Here is a 26,780-nt window from a genome sequence, read left to right as displayed (position 1 = left end):
AGGTGGAGGTATCACGGAGCAATTGACTTGTGTCATCGGGATGCACCGCAGTGGGACATCACTTACGGCTCAGCTTTGTCATGAACTCGGTTGGCGCGTGACGGGACCGGAAGATTTTTTGCGGCAAGGTAATCAATATAATCCTCAGGGTTATTGGGAAACTTCCGATCTCGTGACCATTAATCGAAGAATTCTCTACGCCTTGGGCGGCGATTGGCATGTTCCTCCACACTTTCGATCACACTGGGAAGAATCTCGAGAACTCCTCCCGTTAAAGAAGCGGGCCATGGCTTTTATTCAGCAGATCACCTCGCCACAAGCTACCTGGAAAGATCCCCGATTAACGCTCACATTACCTTTTTGGAAACCGCTTGTTCGTAACGCGCGCTATATCGTCTGCATTCGCAATCCTCTAGACGTTGCCCTGTCTCTTTCCCGGCGTGACCATATGACACAAGAACATGCTCTAAGTCTCTGGCTTCTTTATACCACGCAAGCCCTCTTGCACACGCAACAGGCCCGCCGTCTCATCCTCTTTTATGAAGATTTAATGGGACCAAAAGCTCCAACACAGCTTGAGCGGTTACAGCGGTTTTTAGAGAGAGACGGCACCCAAACAATACCGTTGCCAGTCATTCGCCCAGAATTGGCCCATGGTCAACACGGTTTAAGCTCTCCTGCAATCATCGGAAAAATTTCACCCTTAGCGCAGGAGATGTGGAATGCTCTTCTACGTTGGCGTGAACAGAACTTCACGTCAGACCACGAAGTTCTCGCTCTGGCTCGATCCTTTCCCATTCCACGAACACCATGGCACACCATGCAAAAATACCGCCTCAATTTCTGGATGCGGCTCATTAAGATGCAGTTATTGGAGGGACCAGGTTCATGACGCTTAATAGCGGAACTCAGTTATTGCCATGGAAAGAAGACAAGTTGAAGCGCTACGAGAGATCCTCTTTGGCATCTCTCATGCCTGTTATGATCGATAATCGAACCATTGCCGATATGTATCAAATTGCTACGGGAGCGTATGCCCCTTTGACCGGATTTTTAGAAGAGGCTGACTACCTCACCGTTTGTTCGGACATGCGCCTGACCAATGACAGTCCCTGGCCCATTCCCATCACCTTGGCAGTCGACGAGGAAGTTGCTCGGCATTTGCATCTCGATCAAGAAATTGTTCTGATTGACAGCCACCACTTGATACGGGGACGGATGACCGTCACGAGTATTTACCGGCCTAATTTGCGCCGTGAAGCCAAGTGGGTTTATCACACCACCGACTTATCCCATCCCGGTGTCCGCTATTTATTAAGCCGAAAGCCTGTGTATGTCGGTGGGCCAATTACCGTTGATTACATTCCCGATTTCACTTTCGCCCCTCTTATCTGGCGGCCTTCTGAAGTGCGCCGAGTTATTTCAGAGCGGGGATGGAAACGTATTGTGGGATTTCAAACACGCAACCCCATCCACCGGGCTCATGAATACATTCAAAAAACCGCTTTAGAAATCATGGATGGACTGTTAATCCACCCACTGGTGGGCCCGACCAAAGATGATGATATTCCCCCCGCGGTGCGCATAAAAACGTATCAACGGGTCATCGACAAATGGTACCGAAAAGACCGCGTACTGTTAGCGGCTTATACCGGTGCCATGCGTTATGCTGGACCCAAAGAGGCTATTTTACATGCGATTGTACGCCGCAATTACGGATGTACCCACTTTATTGTTGGCCGCGATCACGGCGGCGTCGGCCATTTTTATGGCCCTTATGATGCCCATCACATTTTTGACCAATTTCGTCCCGGGGAACTCGGCATTACCCCACTCTTTTTTGATGATGCCTTCTATTGTCGACGCTGTCAGGCCATGACCTCGGCTAAGGGCTGTCCCCATGATGAAGTCCATTGGGTTCGTCTATCGGGATCCGAGGTGCGAAAACGCCTCAATGAGGACGAGCCGATCCCTGAAGAATTCATGCGCAAGGAAGTTTCCCAAATTTTGCACCATTACTATCATAGGGAAAGACAAGGCCATTAGAGAGGTCCTTGCCTTTCACCTTTAGATATTCTGTCTAACCCCATATCCGCTATGGAATATCTTCTTTAAGGGTTTAAGGAATTTCCGCCATTTGCGGTGTCGTCGTGTTCTCGTCGATTTGCATCAGACGAGATGCGACCCCCCATGGCAAGAACACAATTAAACTGACTAACACCACAATAACGCTGCCCACATCAATATTTATCCATTTTTGGGCACCCACGCTGCCGATATAAGTCATCGCCGTCAAAAAAGCAATGTAGACCACATACCAGATCGCATTTTTCGCCCCTTCATGGACCTTGTAGGCCACCCCGAAAATAAGGGATGCGGCAATGAGCAAGATGCTGGCGTAAGGCACAGAAGGCCATCCGCTCCAATAGACAATTAACGACGCAGAGGCAAAGGCAATGGCAGCAACGAGTCCACTCTGCTGCAATTTGCCTTCGCGGCCTTGTTTGCGCAGGGCTAACATAACCACAGGATTGACGGCAAAACCTAAATACCCCGCAACGACCGCATCGCTAATCAGGTTATATATCGAGGGCAAGGGCGCAGCAATATAGGCCACAATCGCCCCCACCACCGTAAAGACGACAAGCGCCCATACCGGAATTGCATAATGCTGGTTAATTTCTTTCATCCGTGCACTCACGAGGCCTGTCCGACTCATAGCTAACAGAATTCGAGTGCCTGCCCCTTGATAGATATACCCGGTCACAAAAGGCCCCAAAATCGCGATGACGACGGTAAAGGCGATGAGCCATCCAATGTGGGCGCCACTCGCGATCGTTAAAAAGGGATTGCCGGCAATCGATGAAATCGCACTCCACGATCCCGCATGGAGTTTTAAGGCCACCCAGTTAATCGAGGTCAAAAAGCCTACGGCCAATAAGACATAGATCAAGGTTTGACCTAAAACGACCCAAATAATGGCGCGGCCAATAATCTTTGGCGACCGCACCTCTTCCGCATAATCTGGAATGACTCGAATACTGCCAAAAGCAAACATGCCTAGCGGAATTGCGGCAAAGATTCCGCCCAATCCAAAAGGCACGATCCCGCCATATGCTGTAAAGTTGGAAAAATGGGCAAAAGCGATAAATCCGATAGCTACTAAGATATATAAAAGAAGCTTTATCACACCAAGAAAATCCGTGGATTTAGCAAACGCACGGACACCAAAATAGTTAAACGGAAAAAAGAGCACCATCAATACGACCCCTAATAGGGCACCTAAGGTGGTCGGGCTGCCAGCTGAATTGATTAAGTGAGGATAAAAATAATTGATGCCTTCTACCGACGCTAAAGCTTCCACGGGAGGAATAAATAGATACCATATCAAGTCTGCAAATGCATTAATCAGATTGGTAATTTTCCCGTAACTATAAAGGCTGTACCGGGACGGTCCTCCTGCTTCGGGATATAGCGCACTTAAATCGACATAGGTTAGTCCAACGAACAGATACATAATAGCACCGACGATCCAGGCAATCACAACACCCGGTCCCGCTAAAGCGGTCATACCCGCCGTAGAAAACAACACGCCGGTACCGACAGCACCGGCAATACCAATGATAATGAGATCTTTCAAATCGAGATCTCGTTTGAGACTATTCATTGATTGTCACTCCTTAAGATGTGATATCACATGATGCGGCTGCATGTCTTACCAAGGGAATGAAATGTCTCATGAAACAATCGCGATGTAATGATGGCCCTCGCTATTCATTGTACAGAATAATCTGTCGCCTTTTCTAGTGCGGTTTTCTAAATTCTGGTCATTATTCACCGCGCATTAGGGAAACCCACTGCCACCTCCTATCTCGAATGGCATCAGTTATCACGAAAAAATAGGAAGATAACCAACAAGTATTGACCAGAATTTTTAAGCAGTTATGGTTGAATATAGCAGAAAAGAAGCGTTGTTCCGTATTTTGCTTTTTTAAAGTCGCCGAGACTTACAAGAAATTGCTTTGAGCGCTCGTTATCACTAAGCCGGTTAGTATAAGACATGCCATCATCTGTTTTTGTTCATGTGTATTATTTCCTGGGAGCTAGCAACTTTCTTTGAATTTGTGAATCGAAATCACGTCAAACAGCCATCTCGCCTAATTTTCTGGTACCATGAATGTAATTGACTTGCTCTGGGCTCACGACAATTGGCATGCAATAATTCGTGTTGACTCAAAAGAGATCGATGCCCAACCCATTAACACAACCAGCCTGAAACGATTTTTGGAAGGGGCGGCTTTATGAAAATAGGCCCACACTTAATGGCTCTCTTTCTCGCGGGAAGCATATTCGCAGGATGTGGAACTATTCCTTCGGCTCATCCAGCCACGATACCGCACAGAAAACAAAACATTCCAATACAGACAATACAAGCCGCTTTAAGTCACGCAGCCCCTAGCGGCACAATCTCTCATGTTCACATCATCAGCGAAAAAGCTATTTCAGGACAGAGATATGCTTATCTTTCCTATAATAATCAGGATACGTTAGAATATGCCGGCCTATTGGAATCGCCCAGTGGCGTCGATACGATGACATTTTCTCTCAAGAAACCCCATACGACGCCGCTGCAAGCTGTTGAACTCAATGACCAGACCTATATCTTGGTTGTCGGTAAGGTGACAAATCACCCGGACATCATGACCATCGTCCTAACATTTGCTAACGGTCAAGTGGCGGATGTGCCGGTTTCGCATGGATATTTTTGGTATTTTCATCGTGTAGGAAAGTCAAAAGGTCCTAGATTTTTTACCCATCTAATAGGCGTATCGACAACAGGCGCAATCATCCAAAATGCCCACTCCTGATAAGTACGGTGCGCTTTGAGAACCGACGTTTATGCCCATGGAACTTCTGGACAAGTTCCTAGAAGTGAATCAAGTATGGGACGAGTAATGCTTCAAATCGGACGAATCGTTCATCTTTATTCGCCGGGGGCTGAATCCGAGAATCACCAGGTAATGGCGATTTTTTATGATTCAATTCCAATGATCAAAAAAATCGCGGATCACATGAGCAACCTCCGGACGCGCGTAATGCACAAAATGACCACTGTTGACTTCGTATAGCAACACGGGCAAGCCCTTTTCATCAATTTGAGTCAGGGGAGTATAGTGGGTCATATGTTCAGGAACAACTAACAAGGTAGCCGGTTTAAGTCGATTAAAAGCCATAACCGGTTTGCTGCGGTAGATCCCCAGCAATAAATTTATCGCGAGCGGGTTGAATGTGACCAATTGATGAGCGGTGTAAAAGGCCTCACGTAATTCATTAGTAATCAATAAATGCTGGGATTCAACAAATTCTTGAAATGCCTTTTCCAATTCCTCACTCGAAGGTCCTGAACCCTCGGTAACGCGGCCGCTTTCACCAATCCAGCGCGTTAACACCCGAATACCTCCCCAAGATGCCAAAAAATTGAGTGCAGGAACCAAATACCGAAAGGGCTTGGCAATATCTTCGGGAAACCGGGGAATGGGTTGATAGCCAGCGTCCAAGAGGACTAATTGATAAACACGCTCAGGAAATTGATCGGCATAGGCCAAAGCCATAATACCTCCGAGAGAATGCCCAATAATCCGAACCTGATTCCACTGCTGCTGTTCACAATAGCGGTGAATCCATAAGGCAAAATCTTTCCAGCTCGGAACTTTGCTAAAAGGTTCACTGCGTCCAAATCCTGGCAAATCCAGTCGGTGAAATTGATAGCGTTCCTCTAACACGCTGACTAAAGGCCCCGCTGATTCCGCCGTCCATCCCATAGCTGGCAAAAAAATTACGGGATCTCCTTGGCCGCTGACTTGCGCATATATTTTAATACCAGTCCCTCGCTTCCCTTTACCCAACCGGTCCTTCTCTTTTTTTGAAGGGTTAAGTCTCTGTTCCACTCCAACCTCAACGATTCTAAGCAAAAACCTTTTCAGCCCGCTAGAGTAAAAAAACATCACTCTCACGACCTATTAAGCAATCCCGTTCATTCTGACCGTATTCATGATAACGAAGTCATCTTCACCCTGCAGGACTCTTAAAGAAAAAGATAATGGATATTTTTAGGCGCTCGATGTGTCGTTTCCTTCTCTTTTCCCTCCGGGCTGGATAATCTTGCCCCGCCTAAATCAACAACCCGTGAGCAACACATGTTTGACCACAGTCTTTTCACCACGCAAACGGTTACGACCAAATGCACATCTTTAAACATGGGAGATAGCAGATTGGTGACATCTCTTTTGAACATTTTTGAAATCGATCCGATAAATCCTGACATGAGGTATTAGGAAGATGAATATAAAGATTGATCCACTTGGAATCTATTCTACGGTGCATTTGACCCTGATCTTCTCATACTTCCCTGTGGCATGGTCTTGATATGACCTATCCTCCAAGGAGTGTGACGTGTTTGAATCAGTTTTGGTTCGCCCCGTCGTTTCAAGAAAATCGCACCGCCACAGATTTTCAAATCCGCTTAGTACACAGTCTTGTTGAGGCCGGTTTCACTTTGAGCTCACAAGTCGAAAATGCCAATGTCGTGTTCCAACTCGTGAGCGATAAGACGCGTCCGTTTCGTCGTCAGCATTACGCCGTTTATGTCATAGGTGTGGCTTTTGTTTCATCTCTCGATCCGCATCGCGATCTTTTGAAGCAATTTTATCCCATTCATATCCGGTCTCTATCCAATATCCTCATTGTGGTCGCAGGCTCTCTCGATAATCCCTCTTTCGTCATTACAACGCTGGAACGAGGTGCTGTATTGCTGTCATCGCAAGATGATAGTGTTGAACAACGTTACCAGAAACTCACTGAGCGCATTGCGCCATTAATGCGCAGTCACCTCATAATCCGCAATCGCTTTCATCCTGACTTACGGCCCTCTTTGTGGAACGGCACACGACAAACCCATAGCCTATCTTATGCCGGAGAAATTCTCGAGAGTTGGGATCTACTTCCGGCCCCTTTCCCCATGGACGAATATCTCACCCCCGAAGATATGGCCCATGTGCGTCGCCTGTTCGGTATTGGTGGGCTGAGTTATGGCAATCTCAGCGTTCGGCACGACGATGACAGTTTTTGGATGAGCGCAAGTGGAGTGGATAAAAGCCGACTCCATGACATCGGCCGAGATATTCTTCTGGTAACGGGATTCGATGCTGAAGACGAAAGTATTCACTTAAGTGTTCCCGAAACAGTGACACCACGGCGTGTCTCAGTCGATGCGATTGAGCATTGGAAGATTTATCAACAACATCCTGAAATCGGTGCGATTATCCATATTCATGCCTGGATGCCAGGCGTTTTGGCCACAGAATTTAACTATCCTTGTGGTAGTAAAGAATTGGCGGATGAGGTGGCTAAACAGCTTGCAGCAGCCGATGATCCCGCCCATGCAGTCATCGGATTAAAAAATCACGGCTTAACGATTACCGGTGATAGCCCCGAAGAAATTTTAGCCCGCGTTCATGACCGTGTGGTTCGGCAGGTTCCGATGCAATGACGGTGATGGGTCTTCATTATCATTTATCGTGGCCGCATGTATTACGGCAGAAACTGATCCCTAGGACACGCTCATGGGGTGCCATGAGTACTCTTCACTACGAAGAGGTGATGAAGCCTTCTTGGACGAGATCGACTCCTCATGTGGAGATAGCCCCATTATTAGCGGGTATTTGTGGATCAGATCGGGGATTGATTCTGGGACATAGCTCTCCTTATTTAGCGCCTTTGACAAAATTTCCGGCTGTCTTAGGTCATGAAGTGGTAGGACGTGTTGTCGAAGACTCTCCTCAGTGGTCGAAGGGGACGGTGGTTGTCGTCAACCCCGCCTTATCCTGTACGTCGTTAGCATTAAAGAATCCCTGCCCCGCCTGCCGTAAAGGTCGTCCCGATCTTTGTTATTACCGCGGCCAGCACGACATCGGTCTACTCATGGGATTTCATACTCATTTTCCCGGCGGATTTGCCGAACGGATGTGGGTTCCTTCTCATCAGGTTTACCAAGTTCCTTCGGAGATGAAACCAGAACGGGCTGTTTTGACTGAACCCTTAAGCATTGTTCTTTATGGATTGTCCCACATTGAATGGTCTTCAGTGCATCGCGTTTTAGTCATTGGTTCCGGCACCATTGGACTTCTCACTCTATTTGCGCTGCAAGAAAAGGATCTAACCCACGATTTGGTCATGGCTGTTGCCCGTTATCCTCACCAACAAAAGTGGGCAAAACGGCTCGGTGCTGAAGTTGTTTCTAATCTCAGCGCTCCCGCTTTAACGGAAATCACCGGAACACCCTATCCCCACATTTGGCATACTCCCTCGTGGCGTCCCCGCGGGTTCGATCTCGTGATTGATGCTGCCGGATCTTCATCCTCCTTACAAGGAGCCATCAGCTGCGTGCGCCCAGGAGGCCAAATCTTGCTGTTAGGGGCCGCTAATGAGATGAAATGGGATTTCACGCCGATATGGTCTAAAGACATTACCTTTTATGGCACGTATGGCTATGGTCCCAACCCTGACCAAACCTTTAATCAGGCCTTAAACCTCTTACATACGACAACTATTCCCATTGAACAACTCATCACCCACACATTTTTCTTGGATGATTATCAAAACGCTTTCGCCACCTTGGAGAACCAAGGCCGGGAACCGATTAAAATCTGTTTTAAACCACGTGACCCAGACTTTCCCCCCAAAGCATGAAAATCACAGATCCCAAAGTTAAAATACCCGCCTGCGGCATTTTGACACATATCCAATCTCCAAAGCACGTCAGAGCGAGGGGACTACCGAAAAGTCATTTCCTCTCATCTTCACCCATGCCTCATAAAGGCTGTTGCACAACCATTCCCTTATTGTACCGGGCATCAAAGTCCTCATCGGACATGGAAAATAGGCGAATGGCTTCAATAAAAGCAACAATCATTGGAATAAAAGTCCAGCTAAAAAGTATATAAAGAATTCCTTGCGTCTTTTGACCAAGATAAAATTTGTGCACGCCTACAAATCCAAAAAATAACGCCAAAATTCCTGCGCTCACTTTACTCTTCATAATAAATGCCTCCTGATCCTATTGCGTTCCTTCTCTTCCTATCGGGTTGAGGAAAAATGCCAGTCCGTTCCTAGCGCTCATGTTGACAGTGATTGTCATTATCAGTATAAAGAATCGGTTTGTCTGCTGCACTGTAAAACTCCGTCGTTCAGAGCAAAGATATCAAGATGTTGTGACGTTGACATTCTAAGCATAGGAGTTTAATGCTTTTGACCCTCCTTAATGAGATGGCTTGTCACTAGCTATTGTCACTCAAGTGCACACAATTTTACAGCAGAATTTGCACGTCATCACGGTTTCTGACTCAATACATTCTATTTCAAGTCGGTCACACTCATATTCTCTACATAGATAATATAGGACGAACATCATACCATCACCATTACCACGCGACAACTCCTATGGCACGGGCACACCGAAACATTTGGGTGGGCGTGGGGATTAGCTCACGGTTTTCGCACTATAAGCCCGAATCATGAGAGATGCGATTATGCTGTTTGGGTGGAACAAAGCGCTGAGTATGACTGGAATCTGACAATCTCTTTTCGCTCGGCGCCATCCTTCCATGAAAAAAAACCGACGGTTGTTGAAATGATACCGTGAAGACAGTTCCTCTCCAATTCTCAATCTGGTTAGAATTCACGAAGGAAGGGAGGAACTTTATTATGTCTCATAAGGGCGAACAACTTTCGTGACGACGGGAGGACCGAGTCAAACCATAGTTTCACGTAATGAAAAAGCTTCAAATCTTAGAGGTTCTGAGACATCTATCTTATACTGTATGATTGTAGGCAAGTTTCATCCGCTCGAGAAAATCAAGCTTATCCGGGGAAAGGGGTTTTGAGAGAGCGTGCATCGGCCATTTTTTCGTCTCGTGTTGACCATCGCCGTCTCCTTAGGTCTCTCGGCTTGTGGTTTCAATCCGCCCACTTCATCATCATCTCAAAATTCGGCGAAAGCGCCAGCGTCCACTCAAAATCGCGTTCGCCAATCTCCTCAGCACAAATCCTTAATACCGTGGGGTGCCACTGCCGCCAGTTCAATTTTGCCAGGCGACATCTTAATTGCTGATTCGCATAACAACCGTATCTTATTGGTTACACCACAAAAAAAGATTGTCTGGCAATACCCTAAACCGGGACAAGCATCGTTACTGCATGATGATGACGACGTGTTTTTCGGTCCCCATTTTGATGAAATTATTACCAATCAAGAAGGCTATAACGTTATTTCCATAATTAATTTTAAAACCCGGCAAATCGTTTGGAATTATGGACATGCTGGGGTAGCAGGAAGCCTTCCGGGATATTTAAATACCCCAGATGATGCGTTTTTGTATGACAAGCCTCAAGGCGATATCATTACCGTGGCCGACATTAAAAACCAACGGATCCTCTTTATTTCCCGAAAAACCCATCAGATTATTAAACAATATGGACAAACCGGGATCATGGCCGTTAACCCACCGACAAGCTATTCTGCACCCAACGGAGATTTTCCTGCGCCCAATGGGGGTATGCTTGTCACCCAAATCAATGGCAACGACGCCATTTTACTGAACCGACACAACCAGGTGCGTTATACCGTGCATTTTCCGTCCTTCTTGTCCTATCCCTCAGACGCGAATTTCACGCCGCATGGGAATATTATCGTCGCATTTTATACCAATCCCGGTGCAGTGGTTGAGATGAGCCCAACCGGTAAATTGCTGTGGTTATACCGTCCGTTAAGTGGCCCTGGTCGTCTCGATCGCCCGTCTTTAGCGGTGAAATTACCTAATGGCTTGGTTCTCCTCAATGACGACTATAATGATCGCGTCATTGTGATTAATCCTAAAACCAATCAAATAGTCTGGCAATATGGGCATACGGGTATTCCGGGCACAGCCCCAGGTTATCTCAATATTCCTGATGGCTTAGACCTCTTGCCCGCAGGTATCATCCCCGGGGGACACAATGCAGTGGGCCATCATCTATGGAGTTATCCGCATAATGGCTACTAAAGGGCAGAAATGATCAATGAAAAGACAAAATTATGCATGGAGTAATATGGTTTAGTTCTTCGTGTGATCTTTGGGCTGGCGCAATGCGGTAATGGACAAGACCGTCGTGGAAAAGGTACAAGACGATTTACTACAAACCATTTTCGATCCATTTGTATCCTTAACCACTTGCAAAGGACTCCCGCAAACCGGGCAACGGCCACTGGCAACCTCTAAGCTGTTGCCTAAATTGCGGCGGCGCCGGGTAAGACGCCCTAACCAAGAATGCTTTAAAGCATGATGCCGTTTCCATTGCAGTAAGGTGCGAATCACATATTCGCGTTGCGCGGGAGAGAGTGGTTGGGGAATACTGGCATTCGATCGGGTAATAAAATCCACTAAATGAGAAAACTGCACGATATGCGCCCCTGAAATTTCTTCAATATACAATTGAAGGGAATTAGGCACGGCAATTAAGGAAAACCAAATATCTTTAGGTAAATCGGGAAAAGCCCGCCGCAACGTTTTGATATGCGTCGCATTTTGACGGTGAGGAGCATAAATCCGCCGTTTCTGCATGCCAACTACATGAGTCCAATACACTTCACGGCGTTTTCCGTGCAAAGCCCCTTGAATATTCTTCGTTTCAATCACAAAAATTGCCGAGGACCCCACGACAATATGATCAATTTGACAAATACCCGATGCAGTCGAAGTGCAAGGCACCGTAATATCATGAAAAACATCGTATTCCAGGGGATCTAAAAGCCGTAGAGCCCCTTGCACAATTATTTCGCCTTGCTTTCCACGAATATAAGCATTTGGTGGACGCAGCGCGAGAACCAGAATCGTAACAGTAATTAAAATTAAAGTTCCCGCAAATACAATCCCCATACTGGCCTGCCTTTCTGCTTTCTTATTTTAAAGGCCCAATTCCTTATTTCTTACTATAATTTATTATAAGACAACGGAATTTTCACTTAACATCTTTTTTAGCAATATTAAACGACTATCTGACGCAATGGCATTTCCTTAAGGAACGTATAGGAAAAACGCGGGGAAGACACAAGATTTGCCGCCTATATTGGCACAGTAACTGAAGATCCGCTCAAAGCTGGACAACGTTAATGTCCTTCTCTTGATAATTTAGAACATCTAGATGCAATCACACCGCTCTTAAAAAAGTGAGTCCCAAGCCGACATTTTGATAAGAGAGAATTACCGTTAGAACAAAAAAGAACAAAACGATTACATGATGAGATGTATTTTCGCGGCCTAAAAAGGCATAAATAAGGCTCTCTTCCCATTTCGCATTCACGCCATGATAGGAACAACCCATAGGATTGTTCCTATCATGGAAGTGGTCTCTTTTAAGACAGTAACAATGCATTTTATCTGGTGTTCACGACTCAGTCATTCCCATGATAACCGCGAGTCTACTCGCTCATCCAATGCTCATTTGCGTTCAATGTCCTATGAAGATCGACAGCATAACCAAAAAGATCAGTCCACCGATGATGAGCCAAGAGATAGGATGGGCAAAATTTAGTGTCCATCCCACGCCAAATCGTTTAGCCACGAGCCATTTGGGATCATCCGGATTGTAATACCATAACCCCGCTTTCCACTGAGCATCATCATCACGATGATCATAAGGGGTGGTAATAAAAGAAGAATGTGTCGTCAGCCGACTACCTTCCTGACCCGTGAACAAACTGATTGCCATTACGGCGAACACAGCGATTAATACCGGACTCGCCAACACCATAGGCGATGGATGTTTGAGCCATCCCCACATGCCAAAGATGGTAAGCATCAAGGAGAGAATCAGCGCCATTTCTACAATTCCCAAGGCATGAATCATGCGGCGTACAAATACATAATACTGGATGAAAGAGTCGTGAGGTTCACGCGGATCAATATCGGGTCGCAGATGGGTAAGCAAATAGGCTTCAAAGAGACTTATGCCCAACACGATAACAGCACCCACTAAAATCGGTTGAAAAACCGTTAGCCAATTCTTGGTCACACGCGCCGTTACGTTGCCCTGGGTAGACCAGTGAACAGGTAGCATTTTTGGCAAATGAGGATAAATAATCCCCGCGATTAGGCTAAGGATTCCAATGAACACCGCGTTAATGATTAACCATCGAATAAAAGTCTTGCGGAGCATATTGGTATCGTTTGTGTCAATGAACGCCATTCTTGCCTGGAGATGCCCTTGGTACCAGTCTTCATGCTGTTTTCTCATACTAATGCGTGCATGGGCGATTTCGTAATTTCCGATCAGGAATAGTAGCAACAGCCCACTTGACGTCAGGACCATGACCTCGTTCATAAAATGATTACGATAATAACTGACAATCCCCGCAATGATTCCCACCAGAAAAATCCCGATCTCATAATCCCGTCTCACAGATTTCAGATATGGATCCCCTCGCCGCTCATGCGGTATGCGGACGCCAAAAACCAACGTTTTGGGCATCAGATACGGCACGATAGCATAGGTCAAGATCATCGCAAGCCAAATAGTGATCACCAAAAAATTTGGTCCCATCATGATCCGTTCCCTTCTTGAAGAGTAGATAATTCATCCAGCGTTTCACGGCAATATTGAAGGACCTGGGCTCTGTCCACAGAAAAAGCACGAGCTTCGGCTAGGACGAGGCGTAATCGCTCTCGCCATGCCCTGTCAAAATCGGCAGGCGGTTTTGGCCTAATGACTCCTCCGCTCCGTCTGGTGAGAATAATGTAGCCATCTTGTTCTAAGATTTGATATGCCTTATTCACCGTGTGTAAGTTAATGGAGAGAAGTTCCGCCACCGTGCGAATAGGTGGTAAGATATCACCCGGTTTGAGTGTGCTCCGGGCAATCGCCTCCACTACCTGATTGCGCAATTGCACATAAATCGGTTCATCGCGATGTTCATCGACTACGAAAATCACTATCTGTCACCTCTGTTATATTACAAATATAACATATAGAACATAATTAGCAAGGTTTGCACACATGCTTTGCATAGGGATCAACGCTTTAGTCATGGAGATCGCAAAATCTCCTTCGTAACAGAAAATTGAGCTAAACTTACCGCGGCTTATTTCTCCATATTACTTGCTCACCGCTCGCAGCAGCCAAGAGGTTGGCCGTTAACGATGACACATGATAGAAAGAGCATCTTTCACGTTAAATCGACACCGTATTTGCAAAGGTAAACGGATCCTTATGTTGACCTGTCATGATTTCACCGAAAATGCCATCATTCATGGTGTGATTTTCAAGAATTCGCTACGGTATAATCAAATTGGTAACATTAGTTAAAAATTATGTCGTCATCATTTGGGGGTGTCCATGATAAAAACTCAACATGCCTTGTTGCTCACGTCGGCATTAGCCTTAGGACTTTCTACGGTTTCACCGTTTAATTCGGCAACCGTCAAGGCCTTCAGCTTGCCGGGGCCCATTTACAAACTGGCGGACAAACCCACCGTCTATATCGAGCGCAATGGAAAAATGCATGCCATAGCCAATGAAACCATCTTTTACGATTTAGGTTACCAATTTAGTGAACTCCGTGTGGTAAACGCTTTACCTGCTCCTATCGGCAGTGCTGTCGATCTTTTTAAGTTACCCAATAAACCGCAAGTCTATTGGTATTCGAATGGCATGTTACATTGGATTGCCTCAGCTCAAATATTTTCGGCACGCGGCTTCAAGTGGGACAATATTTATACGGTCTCACAATTACCGGCTCCTATCGGAAGTCCTATTGCTGCATCCTCAACTCCACCGGCTACGATCCTTCCCTTAGTGGGATTTCCAGACGTTATTGTCGGTCAAACTAAAAATATTGTCGTTGACGGATTAACTTCGGCCAATACCGTAGATCAATCCTACTCGGGCATAGTCCCTGTAACATTGTCTGATAGTTCCCACAATTTTTCCATTTGGAACGGGTCGTCGTGGGTCGATTCGGGTACTGTCGATGTCTCTCTTCATAACGGTACAGGAATCATCCGGGTGAAAAGCGGAAATACCCCGGGACAATGGGCTAACTTAACCTTTGGATCACCGGATAATCAAATCACACAGCAAATAACCAGTGTTCCCGATACCACACAACAGGTTGGATGGCGTGTGTTTACTGATAGCTCCCAACCCATGCCCGTATCCGGCGAGCATCCTGCATATATCAATGGGTCTTCAACATTTTTAATTGAACCGGTCAATGCCTACGGACAAATTGTCCCGGGAACCTTAGCCGATAAGGTGGACGTTACAGCTGATCCGCAATTACCCTTTACCGGTCCATGCCCCGGCGCCTCACCTATGTGTAACGTTATTAGTTCTCCTTATGTCAGCACCAAGGGCATAACTTTCACCGATAATCACTCTTTTCTTTCGCCTTCCACGCCCATTGTGTTTGCATTGACACCACAAGCTCCTGCCCAAGCACGAGTGACGGCCGTAATCCCATCGGGCTCCTCTTCAGAAATTACCCCGAGTGCCGTAGTGAACACAACCGATGGAATTGACATCCAGACCGTTTCCGGCATCCTACCGCATCACTCTTATGTCATCCAATTGCAATTAGAGACGTCATCGGGGCAAAGCATTTTAGGCTTACCTGAATTGGGATTGCGTACAGATACCCAATGGTATCTGTATCAAAATCACCGTGCGACTCCCTCTACATTAACCTTCGAAAAGGCAGGAAACAACCATTGGTATTTCCTTTATAATACGGGTTCGCAAGACAACAGCCCGGATATCTTAGGTTTATACGGTAATCCCGGTGAAAACGATCTTCCGCCAGCATTGCAAGGATCTTTTCTCGAGTTGATAACCAATAGCTTCTAAACGACCGGAGCACAAAGCGCCATAATCGACATGTTGAATAGACTTGGGCAGGAAAACTACCACCGTGCAAGGATTATAATTTCCCTTGCACGGTCCTGATTTCATAATGCCAGCTCTTTGACTTATTCATCAAATTGCTACCGGAACACAATGAAGCCATGGGGATTCACGAGTTCTCTCCAACCAACTTGTTCCCACTTAAATGTGCCCTGGCCACTACCTGTTTTTCCACGATCTGCGCATAAATTGGTCAGTATTTTGCGAAAATTTTATGGTCCCAGTTCTCTGTATCAACTGGGATATTTCTTAAGAGGTTTGATACGCTTCCCTCTGAACCGGTGGACGCCGCCTACGGCGATGGGCTCGCTTTCTCATACCATCAGGCGTAATGTTGTACACAATGAGTCCATCAACATCATATTTAAATTCAATCGTACATGTGGAGCAAAAGAACCAGCCGGGAGCGGTTAGCCTTCCAACCCAACGGTTGCCGCATTCAGGACAAACGGGATACGTTACTCGCATAACCATTCTCCTTTACTCACTTTTATATTTACCATAACGTCACAAACGAGTTGTTGGTAACAAGAATTCGAAAAAAATTTGTTGGTTACCTGCACAATTCTCGTTATTTTCTATTTTATTATCGGTTTTTTCCTTCAATTAACGTGTCCTAGCATTATATTAGAATAATTTTCCATCTTGTGACGCTATATAGCGCTTAGCTAAAATAACCACGCCACAGCCAGCTGCACAGTGGTCTTCGATAAACCACAAAAATCCGCCGGCTTTAAAGCCGGCGGATTCATGTTCGTACCATATAGAGCTTTCGATTCTGTCATCTACTTAATCCTACCCCAGTGATCATTTCTTAGGCGGGAGGGGTCATAACCAGATGCACGAAACGTCCGAGGAGAGCCGTCATAAACTGCAAGCCTTTTTGGACATCGGGGTCTTTCATCATCGCCATCATGCCACGAATCCCCCCAAAGGTTGATGTTTTCATTTGCGTCTTCTCAGCAACATCTTTCACGGTGGCCACGATTCCGTCTATATTCAAGTTTCCTTCATGCGTCCATAATCCCGGAAAGAGTTCCATCCACGGGATTTCCGTCTTCAAGGTTCCCAACAGCCCAATCCCTTGCCGCATGACATCCCACCCATGCACGGCATCAATAAATTGCAACACCTCAACGCCCACCTGCAATAATTGGGTCATTGTTTCTTGCGGAATATCTTTAATGACCCGCAACGCGGAAATCGCTGTCATCACCACCTCGTTTTGAGTGGCGAGGACCGTTAAAGCCATGAGATTGTTCCAGTTTGTCGATTGCAACGACTCAATCACATGATTTTCGTTAATCCAGCGGAAAAATTGATCGATAGTGTCCCCAGGAGGCAATAACTCGGAGAGGTCATCTAAATATTCTAGGGCTAAGAGTAAATCATCAAACGCCCCACGCTCATTAGCAATTTCGAGCGCGGTGAACAGTTTTGGTAAAGCTTCAAGAATTCCCGGATGCGTCATATTCTCCATCACCCGGAGCATTGACGACACGGGCAGATGACTAGAAATCTTCGCAAATCCCACAAGCAATGCTTGCACCTTTTGAGGATCTTCAATGGCTTCCACAGCCTGCGCCAACGTCATCAAGGGTTCAGCAATGGGGTCTTGACTTAACAACTGGGTTAATTTCACCAAATTGTCCGGTTGAATGCGAAGAGCTTGATCAATGAGCTGTTGATGGGATTGATAGTAGGATCCGACTTTATCCGATAACTGGTCGGTGTCAATGGCATCGGGATACATGCCCATAAATTCGACCAATGTTGTGAGCATGTCGATAATGCCGCTGTCATTCAGAATTTCTAAGGATTTCAGCAATTTAATCGCGGCATCTAAAACTTCAGGCTGTTGGGCTTCGTCGAGAAACTCATCCATTAACACATCTTGGTCGAGATGGGACAGGCTCTCTAAATTTTTCATAGTGCCTCCTTGTCGTCACAAAAGACAGACATTTTGTTTGGTCTCGAATTCATAGACCAAACAAAACATCTTTTGTGGATGGATTGTGCAATGCGTTTTAATAATTCTCAGTCTGAAACCCATTGACCGACCCGACTAGGAGCTTTTGACCCATGCCTTAAGGGACCGTTGGTTCCCTATTTCTTATTCTTTGTTCTGTTCCGTTAAGAGAAAACGACATAAAGAAAAAGATTGTCCTTTACTCTTTAGTCTTTAGAAACATAGGCTGGTTGGATGGCAGCATTTCCACATCGACGCTCTCATCGGCATTTATTAACAACTTACAACCACCAATAATGCTCCCCTCTGGACCACGATTACTCTGTCTTCTGTCTTAATCCTCTCAAACAAGAACATGTTTTGACGGGTCACCACAAAAATTTTTTTAACACCGCTTTAATACATCCCGTTCTTCGATATCATACGATTAATGAATATTTAACGTTTCAAGAACAATCGTCTTGATGCATAATATCTCTTCATCGTCTAATGGCTCACTAAAGGGGTATGACGAACGTGGTTCAGATCGAAGTCAATGATGTTTCGGTTAAATACGGTAGCTACCAAGCTTTACAGCATGTGTCTTTGAAAATCCCACGGGGCGAATATTGGATATTACTCGGAGAAAACGGCGCCGGAAAATCTACCTTACTCCGCTGTTTAGCCATGTGGATGCGCCCCACACAGGGATCGATCGTAATTGAAGGCAGTAATGCGGAACACAATGAACGCGTCTTGCGCTCCCGCATCAAATTTGTTCCGGATACACCGGTGTTTTACGCAGAACTGACAGCATGGGAACATGCGCAGCTTATTGCCACATTACACCACCTCAACAACTGGGAATCTAAAGCCCACGAATTGTTTCGAATTTTCTTCTTGGATCAGCATCAAAATACCTATCCTGTCAGCTATTCCCGTGGGATGCAATATAAACTGGCGGTGTTGCTCACCCTCATTGTTAAACCCGCTCTTTTGTTATTGGATGAACCGTTTGGTCCTCTTGATCCCACATCCCAATCTCATCTTGCCACGATTTTGAAACAATTGTGCCAAGAAGAGCATATGACCGTTGTTGCCAGCACCCATTTATTGCCCGAAGTCATTGAACCCGACCATTTGGTATTCCTCAATCAGGGTCGTATCCTTCTTGATGAATCATGGGAACCCGTCAAAAACCAGTATCCGGGTTCCGTGGCGAGTTTACCCTACCGTTTGAGTCAGAGCCTTTTCAAGAATCCCCCACAAATGGAGATCGTCCGTGAATAGACACAGTCCCACAACAAGCTGGCAAATGCTGAGCATAATTCATTGGCGGCGATTTCGCTCGCAAAGTCTTTATTGGTTACGCAATGTAGGCATTGATCCCAATGACCGCGACATTTTTTCCCGCCTCTATGTCTTTTATCTCATTGCCTTTGGAGGCATTTGGGTCGCCGTCAGTTATTCCGGACTCTTAACTTTATTGTGGCATAGTGGTCATAGTCTCCACGTTCCCATCAGTGTTGTGATGCCACCGGTTGCCATTATATCCGCCATAATCAGTATCACGCTCACGGCTTCCCGCTCCCCCTTGTATTTGAACCATGGTGATCTCGAATGGGCCATCACCTCACCAATCTCTGCCCGTGCTTTCATGCCCTTTTATCTGGTTCCGAGACAATTTCGCCTGGTACTTCTTACCCTATTGATCGCCTCGCTTGGGGCCGCGTTCGTTCACGATCCCCACCAAAGAGCCTTGGCCATTTCTTGGGCGTTATGGATGCTTGCTGCCAACACTAGTGGATGGATCATTGCCGCCCTCCATTTTTCACGGCCTGCCAAGCCCTACAGATATTTTTGGCTCGCGGTTCTCGTTTCTCTTCTTCTCCTCGTCTTGCCCTTTCACCAGCAATTTATCATGCTAGCCCAAAGGGTCGATCCCTTGCCTGCTCACTTCGTGGAGTTATCTATTGCCCTAGGAATTCTTTGGTTTATAGCCGTTATGATCTCTTCGCGCATTAATCTCATAAGCGTGCACGAAGCCAGTGGCCTTTATGCCGATATCCAGGACCTAGGAATCATTTATTTGCCCAATCGCGATTTGGTTCAGCAAATTCGTAACCAAAGACGTTTAGCGGGACACCGGGTTATCGGTCATCTTCCCTCGTGGCCCGAACCCTACTTCGAGTTAGGGCGCTTTGTGATTACGCTTGTGCGCCGTCCTCGTTTTCTGTTCACGTTAGTGGAGTTATCCTTATTATTTCGATCGGCCCTCATCTTGTTGGGAAAAACGTCCAATCACTGGGCTTGGCTGTTCTGGCTCTTTATCGCCTACCGATTCCGCCGAGGACACCTGGCACAATTTTTTATCGAGGATATGACCAATCCTTTTCTTTATCAATTTTGGCCAGAACCTATCGTCATGCGGTTCATTCAAAGCAGTATTCTCCCCGTCTTCACAGTATGGCTTCTTACATTAATTCTCTGGGTAATTTTGCCCCTCGGCATACCCTTTACGGCCATGCATCTCCTCGTTGCCAGTTCCTTGATTTTGGCGTGGGTCTTGGCAGAAGGCGTTGCCGTCCTCAAAAGTCTTCATAGCCAACAAACCGCCGAGAACTATCATGCCGCTGCCGTTATAGCCTCAGGAATCGTCCTAGTTTTTGCCGCCGTAATGCATCATATGGCATGGACGCCTTTGATCCCTTTCGTGTTATTCAGCGTCCTATGGCAATACTACCGCCGTGAAAAAACGTCATCTTCCCGGACCTTCTCCTAAGAATACAAGGATTGCACCAAGAGAATATGCTCATGGCCATCATATGGGGGGATTAGATTTTTGGCATTCACCTAAACCCACGATTTCGTGATATCCTCAAAACAATTCACATCGCATCACTCAGCGACAAGATGCATTCCATGGATTTGCTATGAAACAACGTTGAGGGGAATTGGGGTTGTCCATATTCGAGGAGGTTTTTCATGTCCCAAGTGTCCATTTCCGTTACGATGAGCCCACAAGACATTATCAATCGGATAGGTTCTACTTTTTACCAGCGCGGGATGCAATATGTCAAAGCTCACCGTGTCGTTGACATCAGGGAGGATTCTTTAAGTCCTGGAACCATTCACGCAACCGTACAAGGCAGTGCGCCCTATCATGTTCAATTGACGATCGACCCCACAGGATATTTCCGCGAAGGGTCTTGCACGTGTCCTGCGTTTTGGCAATATGGTGGCTGCAAACATATAGCCGCCGTTCTCATTGCCTTGTCGTCTTCTAAGAGAGAAGTCCCTGAGACCAAGGCGCGGTCAAATTCGCCCTCCTCTGCCAAACCAGCCTCATCCCGGCTCGTACGCCAGTTTTTTGAGAGTTTTCGCGCTCAAGATGTCCTTCCTACCGCGTCTCCGTCATCAAAAGAAACGCTTCGCGTTCAATTTTTCTTGGACATGCCTTTCAATATCTATGACCCCATTTTTACCCTCGAGATGAAAGTGGGGAATGATCAGCATCTTTATGTGATTCCTAAACTGGCTCAATTCTTAGAAGACATTCAAGCAGGGCGTGCTCACGTCTTTACCAAACGATTTACCTATAACCCGAAAATACACCAATTTCGGCCGGAAGACTGGGCCGTCATTGATTTGCTGTTACAAATCTTGAGCCAGTTTGACTTTTTTCGTCAGCAATTCTACATCAGCGAAACGCGCTATTCCTTGGGATCAGAGCGGAAGATGCCCATTTTGCCCGTCATGTGGCCCAAATTCTTGCCATTATGGCCGCACGTTGAGGTTTTCTGGGCCTTGGCCGGGCAAAAAATTGAATGGAGTCCCGATCCGTTACCGCTCGTTTTTCGCTTAAATGCAGCCCAGGAAGGAGAATATCTTCTCTCCTTTGATAAACCGCAAGCCACGATTTTACCTGAATACGCGTGCGCTGTCGCCGGTTCCACGATTTATCCCTTAGCCCCAAACCATGCCAAGGTCTTACACCAATTGCTCAACTTGCCCAGTACCTCCTCTCATGTCCAAATTCCGTTATCCCAAGACGACGTGGAACAAGTCGTCACCACCATCTTGCCGTCGTTAGAACAACTTGGGACCTTGCAAATCGCCCCCGAAATTTCTTCCCAAATTATTTCTGACCCGCTTCAACCTCGCATTTACCTGGACTGGGATGGGGATCAAATCCAAGCCCTCTTGCATTATGTTTACGGTCCGTCCGTCATTGTGCATGGAGATTTAGAAAGGGAACACTCCCAACAAATTATCCACCGTGACCGCGTCCAAGAAGCGCAATGCGTCGCCAAACTCCTGCGTTATGGTTTTGTACAAGACGAGAGCCAATTCCTCCTCACGGACGAAGACGCTATCTACGAGTTTATGCAAACCGGGCTTAAAGAGCTGAAAACATGGGCCGATGTGCACATCAGCGAAGCCTTTGCTCCGGTATACCGTCCAACCTATCCTCCAAAGCTGAGGCTCGATACGGATGCGGAAAAATCATGGCTTGATGTATCCTTTGATTGCGGCGACCTGGCGGAAGATGACGTGAGACAACTTCTTCGGTCCCTCAAAGAAAAAAGACGGTATCACCGGTTAACAGATGGGCGTTTGCTGTCTTTAGAAGAGGAGCATTTTCAGGCCACGGCACGTGTCATCGACCAGCTAGATGTGGATCCCGTAGAACTCAGCGAAAAACCCCTTACCCTGTCTATTGTCCAGGCTGTTCCCCTTATCGATGCCGATCCCACCCAGCAGGCGTCCCTCTCTATTGGCAAATCACTCCGGCGTTGGCTCGATGATTTACGCCATCCCGATAACTTGGACATTACTCCGCCCAAATCCCTTCAAGCGACCTTACGCGATTACCAAGTGACCGGATTTCTGTGGATGAAAATGTTGAGTCAATACCGCTTTGGGGGCGTGTTAGCCGATGACATGGGGCTTGGTAAAACGCTACAAAGTATTGCCTATTTATTATCGGAACGCGAATCAAATTCCTGGCATCATCCTGCCTTGGTGGTGGCTCCCGCCTCGTTAATTTACAATTGGCATCATGAATTGGCCATGTTTGCCCCGAGCTTACGCACCCTCGTCGTCGCCGGCGATCCCCAAGACCGGCAACGGCAGTGGAAGCAGGCGGACGAGGAGATGGTTGATGTGTTCATCACCTCGTATCCCTTGTTGCGGCGGGATAGGGATTATTACCGGGATCAGATGTTTCATGCCGTCATTTTTGATGAAGCCCAAACTCTGAAAAATGCGGGGACACAAGTCGCGCAAGCTGCTTCTCACATCAAAAGCCCGAGACGGTTTGCCCTGACGGGTACGCCCCTTGAGAATTCGCTGAATGACCTCTGGTCCATTTTTCATATCATCTTTCCAGAGCTATTGGGAAGCCGCCAAAAGTTTTCCCGCATGAAACCCGAGCAAGTTGCCCGCCGCGTTCGTCCGTTTATTCTGCGCCGGCTCAAACACGATGTGTTAAAAGAATTACCCGATAAAATCGAATCGGTGCAGACGACGGAACTCAACCGGGAGCAAAAAAAGGTGTATCTGGCCTATTTAGAAAAGGTACAAACCGAAGCTCGCAAGGAGCTAGAACAAGCCGGGTTTCAAAAAAGCCGAATCAAAATCTTATCCGCCTTAACGCGTTTACGCCAAATTTGTTGCCATCCTGGCCTTTTTCTCGAAAACTATGAGGGAGAATCCGCCAAACTCGACTTGTTAATCGAACTGGTTGATGAGGCACTGCAAGCAGGCCACCATTTGTTGATTTTCTCCCAATTTACGAGCATGCTGGCCCTCATGGCCCAGGCCTTCGACCAACGACAATGGCCCTATTTCTTGCTCGATGGGAATACGCCTGCCCAAGAGCGACTTCATCTTGTCAACCGATTTAACCAAAAAGAGCGCTCCATCTTTCTCATTTCGTTAAAAGCCGGAGGCACAGGACTGAATCTAACCGGAGCCGACACGGTCATTCTCTATGATTTATGGTGGAATCCGGCTGTCGAATCCCAAGCCACCGACCGGGCCCACCGTATCGGCCAGAAAAATGTGGTGCAAGTCATCCGTCTCATCACGCAAGGCACAATAGAAGAAAAGATCTATGCGTTACAGCAAAAAAAACGTGATCTCATTGATCAAGTCATTAACCCGCAAGGCGAGGACCTGCCTCTTCTTTCCGAAGACGACATTCGCGAAATTTTGCAGCTTTAACGTTTAGCTGACAGGGGTACGCGCGCGTATCTGATGCATCCATCTTAAAATATGTGAGTCTCGAAGCCGTAGCATGATTCAATCTGAAATCCGAAAGGTGGATGACCTTCGAGGTCGTCGCTCACCCCAGTTTTAGGGATGAGCTGTCACAAAAAGAGCGGGAAACGCCTCTTAAATGTGATCTGAGCTGACCGTATCGGTCGGCTGATCATCACTCATAAGGTGTCAAAGAATTCGTGCGGAGTAACGTAAAATTTTGCAAGTAGGAAGGAGATTAGACGTTGATTGTAAAATCTTATGGATCGTGGAGCTCTCCCGTTAGTACGGATATGCTCACTCAAGACACCGTTTCATTCGATCAACTACAATGGGGTGGAGACATGCTTTATTGGATCGAAACCCGACCTCAAGAAGAAGGGCGCAATGTCATTGTACGTTTCGATCCACGTACCCAAGAAATTCAAGACATGACACCACCTGGTTTTAACGCTCGTACGAGAGCGCATGAATACGGTGGGCGGGCTTATGTTGTCCATAATGGGGACATTTTCTTTTGCAATTTTCCTGACCAACGTCTCTATCGTCAAATTCAGGGAGGAAAACCCGAACCGATCACCATAGATCTCCCTATTCGCTATGCCGATATGATTTTTGATAGCGTGCATCACCGAATTATCGCGATTCGAGAAGATCACAGGCTATCTGACATCCAAGCCATGACGACGATTGTCAGCATCAATCCCGAAGGCGATGACTGCGGCACAGTGTTGGTTTCCGGTCATGATTTTTATAGCGATCCTCGTTTAAGTCCAGACGGTCGTCAGCTCACATGGCTGGCCTGGAATCATCCCCAAATGCCGTGGGACGGAACAGAACTTTGGCTGGCTGATTTGAGTCCAGAAGGCCACATCATCCAGCCCCGGCGCCTTCAAGGTTCACCAAACGAATCGATTGTCCAACCCATATTCTCACCCACGGGCGTTCTCACGTTCATATCTGATAAAAGTGGATGGTGGAATCTCTATCAATGGGTTAATGACACAGCTCAGCCGTTATACCCCATGGCTGCCGATTTTGCCATCCCCTCATGGGTTTTTGGTATCACGACTTACGGTTATTTAACGCCAGACCAAATTATCGCTGTGTATACCGAAAATGGTTCAAAGCATTTTGGATTGATTGATATCCAAACCCACAATTTGACAGAAATCAAAACGTCGTATACGTATTTTTCCTTACCTGTCACCCACAATCAGCGCGTGGCGATGATTGCCGGTTCGTGGCAAGAACCCGCTGCCTTAGTGTTGTGGGATGAAAATCATAGAGAACCTGAAATCATCAAACACTCACAAAATATGAACATGAATTCGGAAGATATCAGCGTACCCTCTTTCTTAACCTTTCCAACGTCTCATAATCAAGAAGCTTACATGCAGTTTTATCTCCCTAAAAATCATGCCTTTGAAGGACCTTCGGATGAAAAACCGCCCCTGATTGTGGTTTGCCATGGAGGGCCCACTAGCAGCGGCACGCCACTGTTTCAGCTAGCCATGCAGTATTGGACCACACGCGGATTTGCTGTGGCGGATATCGATTATGGCGGTTCAAGCGGTTATGGGCGCGCATATCGTCAGCGACTCGCCGGACAATGGGGAGTTGTCGATGTGGAAGACTGTACACAGGCCGCTTTATATTTAGCCGAGCAGGGACTCGTGGATGGGAAGCGCATGGTGATTAGGGGAGGCAGTGCGGGAGGCTTTACCACCTTAGCCTGCTTAGCATTTCGCGATGTATTTCGGGCCGGCGCCAGTTATTACGGTGTCAGTGACCTCGGAGCTTTAGCTCGTGAGACACACAAATTCGAGTCTCGGTATATGGACAGTATGGTCGGCCCTTGGCCGGAGGCAGAAGCCATCTACCGTGCACGATCTCCTTTATTTCATGCGGGCCAAATCCACACCCCCGTCATCTTTTTCCAAGGTCTTGATGACAAAATCGTCCTTCCCAATCAAGCAGAAATAATGGTTGAGAAGCTGAGGAAAAATCATGTCCCGGTGGCCTACATCGCTTTTCCTGAAGAAGGACATGGATTTTCGACAGGCCCCCAATATCAAACGTGCTATAGAGGCCGAATTATATTTTTATAGCCGTGTTCTAGGATTTGCGTTACCGGAAGACATTGAACCGGTACACATCGAAAATCTGGGCTAGGGCAGAAAGGTTGTACTCGGAAAAATTGTCCTATTATAGACAGCGTTCCGGTATAAAAATATACTTACACAACGAGGGCGACAGACCACATATTGTCAAATGTTGTCTATATAACGTACAATGTCGTTAAATTGATTGGTCATGGTGTTGACCATTAACCGCTTAATTTTAAGCTAATGACACCTATCTCCACATAGGAGGAGGTGTCATTTTTTATTCTTTTTTCACTACTGTAATAATAGGATGCATCGTGGACTTGCGCCATTGGTTGAATATTTTGGATATGTTATGCTACACTTAGTAAAAGTTTTCCAATTCCATAGTCATTTCGCAATCGGTGAGTACACTTGATCAACAGTGTAAGACATCATTCTTCGCACTGATTACGAGCCCCAGTACC

Annotated in this window: 19 protein-coding genes and 1 riboswitch; of the genes, 11 read left to right on the top strand and 8 right to left on the bottom strand. The window is 46.6% G+C overall.

What is annotated here, in order from left to right:
* Window positions 1-40 precede the first annotated feature (40 nt).
* Window positions 41-892 carry a sulfotransferase family protein gene (locus AOA63_RS12280; protein WP_053959967.1) on the top strand — a complete coding sequence of 284 codons (852 nt, stop codon included), beginning with the start codon at window positions 41-43 and terminating at the stop codon, window positions 890-892.
* Window positions 889-2,046, top strand: a complete 1,158-nt coding sequence (sat, locus tag AOA63_RS12275; RefSeq protein WP_053959966.1) for a sulfate adenylyltransferase — start codon at window positions 889-891, stop codon at window positions 2,044-2,046. The genes AOA63_RS12280 and sat overlap by 4 nt, the downstream gene beginning before the upstream one ends.
* A gap of 73 nt (window positions 2,047-2,119) precedes the next feature.
* Here sat and AOA63_RS12270 read toward each other — a convergent pair whose 3' ends face one another.
* Entirely contained in the window at window positions 2,120-3,667 is a 1,548-nt protein-coding gene (locus tag AOA63_RS12270) for an APC family permease (RefSeq protein ID WP_053959965.1), read from the bottom strand.
* 634 nt (window positions 3,668-4,301) lie between these two features.
* Between AOA63_RS12270 and AOA63_RS12265 the strand changes: the two genes are divergently transcribed.
* Window positions 4,302-4,868 carry a hypothetical protein gene (locus AOA63_RS12265; RefSeq protein WP_053959964.1) on the top strand — a complete coding sequence of 189 codons (567 nt, stop codon included), beginning with the start codon at window positions 4,302-4,304 and terminating at the stop codon, window positions 4,866-4,868.
* Window positions 4,869-5,039: 171 nt separating this feature from the next.
* On the opposite strand, the gene AOA63_RS12260 is transcribed toward AOA63_RS12265, so the two are convergent.
* Window positions 5,040-6,005, bottom strand: a complete 966-nt coding sequence (locus AOA63_RS12260) for an alpha/beta fold hydrolase (protein ID WP_082343948.1) — start codon at window positions 6,003-6,005, stop codon at window positions 5,040-5,042.
* Between the two features lie 452 nt (window positions 6,006-6,457).
* Here AOA63_RS12260 and AOA63_RS12255 point away from each other — a divergent pair, with 452 nt between their 5' ends.
* Both AOA63_RS12255 and AOA63_RS12250 read left to right on the top strand, forming a co-directional pair.
* Window positions 6,458-7,549 carry a class II aldolase/adducin family protein gene (locus tag AOA63_RS12255; protein WP_053959962.1) on the top strand — a complete coding sequence of 364 codons (1,092 nt, stop codon included), beginning with the start codon at window positions 6,458-6,460 and terminating at the stop codon, window positions 7,547-7,549.
* A 143-nt stretch (window positions 7,550-7,692) separates the two neighbouring features.
* Window positions 7,693-8,748, top strand: a complete 1,056-nt coding sequence (locus AOA63_RS12250; protein WP_171822709.1) for a zinc-dependent alcohol dehydrogenase — start codon at window positions 7,693-7,695, stop codon at window positions 8,746-8,748.
* 121 nt (window positions 8,749-8,869) lie between these two features.
* Here AOA63_RS12250 and AOA63_RS12245 read toward each other — a convergent pair whose 3' ends face one another.
* Complete coding sequence (locus AOA63_RS12245; protein ID WP_053959960.1) at window positions 8,870-9,097, bottom strand: TM2 domain-containing protein; 228 nt, start codon at window positions 9,095-9,097, stop codon at window positions 8,870-8,872.
* An 850-nt stretch (window positions 9,098-9,947) separates the two neighbouring features.
* Here AOA63_RS12245 and AOA63_RS12240 point away from each other — a divergent pair.
* Window positions 9,948-11,099 (top strand): hypothetical protein, encoded by a 1,152-nt coding sequence (locus tag AOA63_RS12240; RefSeq protein ID WP_053959959.1) that lies wholly within the window; start codon window positions 9,948-9,950, stop codon window positions 11,097-11,099.
* Window positions 11,100-11,150: 51 nt separating this feature from the next.
* Here the strand turns inward: AOA63_RS12240 and AOA63_RS12235 are convergent, their stop codons facing one another.
* From AOA63_RS12235 to AOA63_RS12225, 4 genes are all read right to left on the bottom strand, one after another.
* Window positions 11,151-11,972: a nuclease-related domain-containing protein gene (locus AOA63_RS12235; protein ID WP_053959958.1), complete on the bottom strand. Its 822-nt coding sequence runs from the start codon at window positions 11,970-11,972 to the stop codon at window positions 11,151-11,153.
* Between the two features lie 271 nt (window positions 11,973-12,243).
* Complete coding sequence (locus AOA63_RS20055; protein WP_206742829.1) at window positions 12,244-12,396, bottom strand: hypothetical protein; 153 nt, start codon at window positions 12,394-12,396, stop codon at window positions 12,244-12,246.
* A gap of 147 nt (window positions 12,397-12,543) precedes the next feature.
* A complete protein-coding gene (locus AOA63_RS12230) occupies window positions 12,544-13,638 on the bottom strand; it encodes a DUF1648 domain-containing protein (RefSeq protein WP_053959957.1) in 1,095 nt (364 codons plus the stop codon).
* Window positions 13,635-14,024, bottom strand: a complete 390-nt coding sequence (locus AOA63_RS12225; RefSeq protein ID WP_053959956.1) for a GntR family transcriptional regulator — start codon at window positions 14,022-14,024, stop codon at window positions 13,635-13,637. The genes AOA63_RS12230 and AOA63_RS12225 overlap by 4 nt, the downstream gene beginning before the upstream one ends.
* A gap of 403 nt (window positions 14,025-14,427) precedes the next feature.
* On the opposite strand from AOA63_RS12225, the gene AOA63_RS12220 reads away from it, so the two are divergent.
* Window positions 14,428-15,936, top strand: coding sequence for a hypothetical protein (locus tag AOA63_RS12220; RefSeq protein WP_053959955.1), 1,509 nt, complete (start codon window positions 14,428-14,430; stop codon window positions 15,934-15,936).
* Between the two features lie 871 nt (window positions 15,937-16,807).
* Here the strand turns inward: AOA63_RS12220 and AOA63_RS12215 are convergent.
* Window positions 16,808-17,923 carry a DUF1641 domain-containing protein gene (locus tag AOA63_RS12215; protein ID WP_053959954.1) on the bottom strand — a complete coding sequence of 372 codons (1,116 nt, stop codon included), beginning with the start codon at window positions 17,921-17,923 and terminating at the stop codon, window positions 16,808-16,810.
* 555 nt (window positions 17,924-18,478) lie between these two features.
* On the opposite strand from AOA63_RS12215, the gene AOA63_RS12210 reads away from it, so the two are divergent.
* The 4 genes from AOA63_RS12210 (at window position 18,479) to AOA63_RS12195 (ending at window position 26,316) form a co-directional block, all read left to right on the top strand.
* Window positions 18,479-19,231 (top strand): ABC transporter ATP-binding protein, encoded by a 753-nt coding sequence (locus tag AOA63_RS12210; RefSeq protein ID WP_053959953.1) that lies wholly within the window; start codon window positions 18,479-18,481, stop codon window positions 19,229-19,231.
* Window positions 19,224-20,723, top strand: coding sequence for a hypothetical protein (locus AOA63_RS12205; protein ID WP_053959952.1), 1,500 nt, complete (start codon window positions 19,224-19,226; stop codon window positions 20,721-20,723). Before AOA63_RS12210 ends, AOA63_RS12205 begins: the two co-directional genes overlap by 8 nt.
* A gap of 203 nt (window positions 20,724-20,926) precedes the next feature.
* On the top strand, window positions 20,927-24,169 hold the full coding sequence (locus tag AOA63_RS12200) for a DEAD/DEAH box helicase (protein WP_053959951.1): 3,243 nt from the start codon (window positions 20,927-20,929) through the stop codon (window positions 24,167-24,169).
* Window positions 24,170-24,450: 281 nt separating this feature from the next.
* Window positions 24,451-26,316: an alpha/beta hydrolase family protein gene (locus AOA63_RS12195; protein ID WP_197648393.1), complete on the top strand. Its 1,866-nt coding sequence runs from the start codon at window positions 24,451-24,453 to the stop codon at window positions 26,314-26,316.
* Between the two features lie 192 nt (window positions 26,317-26,508).
* Window positions 26,509-26,573: riboswitch (Fluoride riboswitch) on the top strand.
* Window positions 26,574-26,780: the final 207 nt, after the last annotated feature.

Origin of the sequence: Sulfobacillus thermosulfidooxidans (assembly GCF_001280565.1) — a bacterium.
Taxonomy (GTDB): Bacteria; Bacillota; Sulfobacillia; order Sulfobacillales; family Sulfobacillaceae; genus Sulfobacillus; species Sulfobacillus thermosulfidooxidans_A.
Note: the sequence above shows the minus strand (reverse complement) of the source record. Positions and strands in the feature narration are given on the sequence as shown.